Here is a 6,330-nt window from a genome sequence, read left to right on the forward strand (position 1 = left end):
TCCATGCCCCACACTTGATCTAGCAGCTGCTCTCTCGTAAAAATCTGATTCGGATGCTTAGCGAAAAAAATGAGCAGCGACAAATCACGAGGCGTCAAGTTTATCTCTTCCCCTTTTATTTGCACCATATAGGATTGATCATCAATGGATAAACTACCAAACTGATGTATATGATTTTCTTCCCCAACAATCATCGAGGATCTTCTTAAAACGGCATGTACCCGGGCCACGACTTCATCGGCAACAAAAGGTTTAGAGATATAATCATCTGCCCCTGACTTAAAACCAGATAATCGGTAATCAACATCGTTCAGCGCAGTCAACATAATAACCGGGCACATATTGTTCTCCCGAATTTCCTTCAAGATGTCCCAACCTTCCTTACCCGGTAGCATTACATCAAGTAGCACAAGGTCTGGGTTCGTTTCTTCAAAAATAGGAACAGCCTTAAGCCCATCATATACTTGGACTACATCAAATCCCTCACGCTCTAAATATGCTTTCAATACCATAGAAATGGCAATTTCATCTTCAACGACAAGAATTTTCTTCATTAAGGGATTCCTCCTTCCTGAATTATAGTGGAATTATATTGCATTCGCCAACCAATCAAGTCAGCAAGGCATTTTTTCTCCATCATACCCTTTTAATGTGTCAGGATTATGTTCGCAGTAAAATTCGCGGATGCTTTTTCTACATAGTATTTCTATTACCTCTGCTCCTCTTCCTTTTTTTTAAACGTTCTCTCTAGTCTAACACTGAGAATTAAAATTGTTGCTTGTACTTTCTGAGGAATTCCCTTTTACTAACACCTTAAAGAGGTTGGCTCTGACACTTGAGCCAACCTCTTTTCAATTACATGTCTCGTGGGGATTTGGACAGCCTACTTCCTGTCTTTCCACTTGAATTGTACTGTGCTCAATACCAAATTGATCATGAAGAAGCTTTTGCGCTTCTGCTAAAACTGTATCGTGATTGCCGTTTTCATCAATAACAACATGACAGCTCATCGTCAAAAAACCAGATGTAATCGTCCAGATATGGAGATCATGGACATCGGACACATTCGGCAATTCTTTCAATGAAGTTTTCACTTCTTCCATATCTACTTGGTCGGGTGTCCCTTCCATCAAGATATGGAAAGAATCCCTCACTACTCTAATGCCGCTGATAATAATTAAAATCGCTACAACAACACTTGCAATCGGGTCTGCGATTCCCCAATCGAAGAAATAAATCAAGAGTGCGGCCGCAATTGCACCCACTGAACCAAGCATATCGCCAATTACATGTAAAAAGGCACTCCGTACATTCAAGTTATCGTCTTTATCTCCGCTCATTAAAATCCATGCTGCAATGATATTCACCAGTAAGCCAATGATTGAAATCATTAACATTCCTAGACTTTGCACCTCAGGAGGATTCACAAACCTTCTAATCGCCTCGATGAAAATAAATACTGATATAACAATCAAGGTCAAACCATTCAAACATGCAGCAATGATTTCAAATCGCTTATATCCATAAGATTTAGTCTGTGTTGCTTTTTTTTCACCCAATCTTATCGCTGTATAGCTTAGGCCTAGTGCAGCCGCATCACTTAGCATATGACCTGCATCTGACAATAAAGCCAGACTATTTGTCATAAATCCTCCAATTACTTCGACGACCATAAATGTGGAAATCAGTAAAAAAGATGCCAACAAAGCTTTTTTATTTTCAGAATGATGATGGTGATGTCCATGATCATGAGAGTGACCATGCTGATGTCCCATGCTATCCCTCCTCTCGGATTTAAAGCTTATATATAGTATGGGATAAATTCAGAATGGTTTCAAATGATTCACTTTCGCATTTTCTGCTGTACAATTATGGAGATAGTGCATGAAAAAAATCCAAGAGATTATTTGATTTCGAAATGCGGTTGGCCTTCGCCATTTTAAAGCTAAAATAAACGCTGCAGACTAAATTCCTGCAGCGTGTTCCGCCCCGTTATCCTTCCTCTTGCATTGTATCATCTACAATGGCGAGAAGGTCCTTATTAAACAGTTCATTATTACAGACAAGACTGTGTTGTTCTATCTCTTCTTGTCCCTTAAGATTTATATCTTGTTCTTTTTCTTTCATAGCCTTACCTCCAAAAGAATCATGTTTTGCCTATTATCGTATCCCCATGCATGTACCTTTATGCTGAATATCCTCCCATTTTTTATAATTTATTAACGTCCTAAACTCTCTGATTCCCATGGAAAGCACGTATAATGAATTCATGTTCAGGAACTTGTAAGTTCTTATACGATAATAAAAACAATGAGTTATCATATGTGACTTTTTCAAGATTCACCTGAATACCGCTGTCTTCAATCGAAACAATGGCATAAGGTGCAACTGGTTTACTATTACATCCGAGTGAACCTGGGTTTAAGTATATAGTTTGGTCATTTCTAAAATGATGTATGGGATGATGATGTCCAAATCCAATTAAATGGTGAAACTGATTCTTAAATAGTCTTTCTAAGTTATTTAGATTCGGTTCAACGATTTTACTAAATGGATTTTGACTTATGTGTTCATCTAGTTTCTTCGGTTCCATATGATAATGAGTGAAGAAAAAGGAGTAATTGTTAAACATATGTTGTATGGTGCGAGGCAATTTTTCCAGCTTGGATATAAAAGTTTGATTCATTCTTTCCGCTATCCATTCATGATGCTCTTTGACATGAATGTGACCATCTGGATGCGGTTCCCCTTTAATGATGGCCAGGACTGCTTCATCATGATTTCCGGTTATCATTGATAAATCATTTCTTGAAAATAAAAGATCCAGGACTTCATTTGTATCAGGACCTATCCCAACCATATCTCCTAAACAATAGATATGATCAATCTCATCCCTTTCATCAATAACCCTAAGAACGGCTTTTAACGCTGAAGCATTACCATGTACATCCGTTATAATGGCAACTTTCATGACTAAGTTCAGCTCCCTTCTCTTAAAATCCACATGGTATATTATAACATTTTGAACGCCATCAAAAAAATATTCGGGCTTATTCCTTTCATACGCCAACGCCTATTTTCAATGAATAAGCAAACACTTCGGCCTAGAATACATAGTATGAAGTATTCCCAGTAAAGATGTTTTACTAGGTATGTAATTCATAATATGTATGAGGAGGAACAATTAAATGGGTGGACACAGAAATGAATGTTGTGACGGTGGTGACGGTTTCGATAACGGCTTTGCATTACTGATTGTGTTATTTATCCTGTTAATCATCATTGGCTGCAGTTGGGGATTCGGTGGATTCTGATAATAAATAATAATAAAAAGGCGCCTGCTAACGGCGCCTTTTTTGTTATTGATTTACTTTTTGTTTCCATGTCTTTATAATGAACCAGTTGACAATCAGTGCAATTCCGCCTCGATTTTCTTAGAAGGTGATTGATTTTCCCCTGTGATATCAATATGTCGTTTATAGGAATCTTCTCCCCTTTACTTCTAGTTACTCGAGACATCAACCACTAGCAATGATGGTATCCATCCGCTAGAATTCTATGGCTTTACATTTGAGTAAAGGTCATGGAAAGACTATTCAACTTGTCCTCCATTTGTTTTTTCGCATCATTCATTATCCCATCAAGTAATTCCTTAACCGTGGGAATATCATCAATCAATCCTGCCACCTGTCCGCTGTTCATAAAACCATTTTTAACATCTCCGTGTATTGCACCATTAATATGATGTTCCTCTGATGTCATTTCACGATAATCCACAGGTGACAGACCTTTTTTCTCCAAATCTAAAACTTTCACTGTGTATGGGTCCTTCAATACTCTTCTAACCTGACCAACGGATCGTCCCAATATACATGTATCATTATCAATTGCTTTGAGTAGTTTCTGTTTATATGATGGATGAAACGGTGCTTCCTTTGTAGCAATCAACCTGGTTCCTAACTGGACGCCTGAAGCTCCAAGCATTAATGCAGCAGCTAACCCCTGTCCATTGCCAATTCCTCCTGCAGCAAAAACCGGTACCGTAACATTCTTGCTAATTTGCGGAATAAGTGTAAATGTTGTTAATTCTAGATTAGAGTTAATTCCAGCAGCTTCAAACCCCTCCGCAACTAATACATCTGCCCCTGCGTCTTGCGCTTTTTGAGCATGTTTGACCGACGCAACAATAGCTATCACTTTTATATTCTTTTTATGTAAAAGTGGTATGTAAGGAGCAGGATTTCCTGCTGATAAAGATACTATAGGTATATCATGCTTAAAAACAAGATTGATTAACTCATCTGTATATGGACTAACATTTATCGGGATGTTCAACGCAAAAGTGTTATTAGTTTTTTCTTTTGTTTCAAGAATAATAGTTTCTACCTGTTCAGGGTTCATTGTACCGCACCCTATTGTTCCTAGACCCCCAGCATTAGACACAGCAGCCGCAAGATTTGCGTTGCTAATATTCCCCATACCGCCTTGTATTATTGGATATTTTATAGAAAAAAACTCACAAATATGTTTCACTTTTAACCCTCCCTATCTATTTAATGTTATACTATATTTAATAGAAAAACAATTCTGACTTTTCACAAGGAGCGATAATATGATTATTCCATACAACAATAAAAAGCCTTCTTTTGACGAAACTGTTTTTGTAGCGCCTGGTGCTCATTTAATTGGTGATATTACGATTGGGAAAGAATCTACTATTTGGTTTAACTCTGTACTACGTGGCGATGAAGATTCAATTACCATAGGAGAAAAGTGCAGTATTCAAGATAACTCCACCATTCATTTATTTGAAGGCTGTCCTGTTGTTATTGAAGACGAAGTAACAGTCGGTCATAACGTTATTTTACATGGCTGTAAAGTGGGTAGACGTTCTATTATCGGTATGGGATCTACAATTTTGGATAATGTCGAAATTGGTGAAGAATGTATTATTGGGGCAAATACATTGATTGCCGCTGGTAAAAGTATACCTCCACGTTCGCTTGTTATCGGTTCTCCAGGGAAAGTGGTTCGCAAATTGAATGATAAAGATCTTCAATTAATTCAACTTTCCATTGATACATATGTACAAAAAGGAAAGGATTTTAAAGAAGTTCTTGATTAATTGTATGCGGTGCGCATTCTCTGAGATTTCTCCATTTACTTTAAAGACTATATTACAAAAAAGAGCTGCAGTAAGTTGTCATTAGTGACTTTCTGCAGCTCTTTTTTACTTAATAATAAGAGGATGATCCTTTGCATCATAGGTTTCATCTTTCCTACATAAATCATTGTTTTCCTGAAATACGCTTTCAAAGAAACGGCTTGCTGGTTCAGCCAAGACTTGATAGTACTGACTAAATAATAATGCTGCATGATTACCGTTCCACTTTGAAGGCAAAAGTTCTTTAGGAAGACCCGGATCGATAAATAAAAACTTACGATACTCATGAACTAAATTTGTTCGTTCTACAAAGCAATCCGCATCTGACATTTCTCCTCTGCTAATGATGCTTTGATGAACGATGAATTGTTTACTGTATTTCTCAATGAAATCTTCATATTTACTCTCAATCTCAGCTAATGGCCAGCTTTTCTCGACAAGCGATTGATTTTCCTGTGGACCCTTATATTCTGAAATGAAAAAATCCACATATTCACTGATGTCATATTTCTCGATTAAAAGATTTATTTCTTTCTCCAAATTATTAGGTGAAATCCAGCAACCGTTAGAAAAACTGCCAAATCCGCTCCATAATAATTCCTTACGAAGATCATCGCGTAATTGCCGTTTATCTTCAGGTATCGTATACATTAAAATACGCCATTTACCGTCCCATTCATTTGGATTCATCTTATAAATACGATTTGCAGCTTCTTCCATTCGCTTCACGCCGCGATCAGTCAAAAAGTAATAGCTTTTATTTCCTTGCTTTTCGGACTGAATCCAACCTTGCTTTACCATTCGCGAAACGGCTACACGTACACCCTGCTCATTATGACCGAATTCCTTTAATAAGCGAATTAAACTACCTATCCAGATTTTACTTCCATAATTACGGATATAGTCTCCATATATCGTAAAAATCATGGATTGTGTATTTGTACCTATATTTCTCACCTCATCCATTAAGCATTGTTACCAATTTCACACGGAACACATAATTATTATTATATCTTTTTAAAATGAAACCGCAATATCATTTACCTGTAAATTGTGTTTTTCTCCGTTCGCTAAATGCTTGGAGAGCTTCCAATCTGTCTTCAGTTGGAATCGTTAATTCATATGCTTTTCCCTCGATGGCCATCCCTGTTTGTAAGTCTGTATTC

The 6,330-nt window shown here is 37.2% G+C and carries 8 protein-coding genes and 1 pseudogene; 2 read left to right on the plus strand and 7 right to left on the minus strand.

The features are described 5' to 3' along the window. The 4 genes from AC1DUW_RS18640 to AC1DUW_RS18655 all read right to left on the minus strand — a co-directional run. Window positions 1-554: response regulator transcription factor (locus tag AC1DUW_RS18640; RefSeq protein WP_477643169.1), on the minus strand; the 554-nt coding region annotated here is incomplete at its 3' end. Between the two features lie 297 nt (window positions 555-851). Further along, window positions 852-1,775: a cation diffusion facilitator family transporter gene (locus tag AC1DUW_RS18645; RefSeq protein WP_477643170.1), complete on the minus strand. Its 924-nt coding sequence runs from the start codon at window positions 1,773-1,775 to the stop codon at window positions 852-854. Between the two features lie 217 nt (window positions 1,776-1,992). Then, complete coding sequence (locus AC1DUW_RS18650; RefSeq protein WP_321175453.1) at window positions 1,993-2,127, minus strand: hypothetical protein; 135 nt, start codon at window positions 2,125-2,127, stop codon at window positions 1,993-1,995. Window positions 2,128-2,227: 100 nt separating this feature from the next. Further along, window positions 2,228-3,004 carry a metallophosphoesterase family protein gene (locus AC1DUW_RS18655; protein WP_477643171.1) on the minus strand — a complete coding sequence of 259 codons (777 nt, stop codon included), beginning with the start codon at window positions 3,002-3,004 and terminating at the stop codon, window positions 2,228-2,230. A gap of 184 nt (window positions 3,005-3,188) precedes the next feature. On the opposite strand from AC1DUW_RS18655, the gene AC1DUW_RS18660 reads away from it, so the two are divergent. After that, a complete protein-coding gene (locus tag AC1DUW_RS18660; RefSeq protein WP_083450655.1) occupies window positions 3,189-3,314 on the plus strand; it encodes a YjcZ family sporulation protein in 126 nt (41 codons plus the stop codon). 250 nt (window positions 3,315-3,564) lie between these two features. Here AC1DUW_RS18660 and AC1DUW_RS18665 read toward each other — a convergent pair whose 3' ends face one another. After that, window positions 3,565-4,533, minus strand: coding sequence for an NAD(P)H-dependent flavin oxidoreductase (locus AC1DUW_RS18665; RefSeq protein WP_477643172.1), 969 nt, complete (start codon window positions 4,531-4,533; stop codon window positions 3,565-3,567). Window positions 4,534-4,612: 79 nt separating this feature from the next. On the opposite strand from AC1DUW_RS18665, the gene AC1DUW_RS18670 reads away from it, so the two are divergent. Then, window positions 4,613-5,125, plus strand: coding sequence for a gamma carbonic anhydrase family protein (locus AC1DUW_RS18670; protein ID WP_053344780.1), 513 nt, complete (start codon window positions 4,613-4,615; stop codon window positions 5,123-5,125). Window positions 5,126-5,230: 105 nt separating this feature from the next. Here AC1DUW_RS18670 and paaX read toward each other — a convergent pair whose 3' ends face one another. Continuing rightward, window positions 5,231-6,112 (minus strand): phenylacetic acid degradation operon negative regulatory protein PaaX, encoded by an 882-nt coding sequence (paaX, locus tag AC1DUW_RS18675; protein ID WP_152952336.1) that lies wholly within the window; start codon window positions 6,110-6,112, stop codon window positions 5,231-5,233. Window positions 6,113-6,200: 88 nt separating this feature from the next. Continuing rightward, window positions 6,201-6,330, minus strand: a pseudogene (locus AC1DUW_RS18680) (enoyl-CoA hydratase); the annotation flags it as partial.

Source organism: Peribacillus sp. P4_C12 (assembly GCF_056402095.1).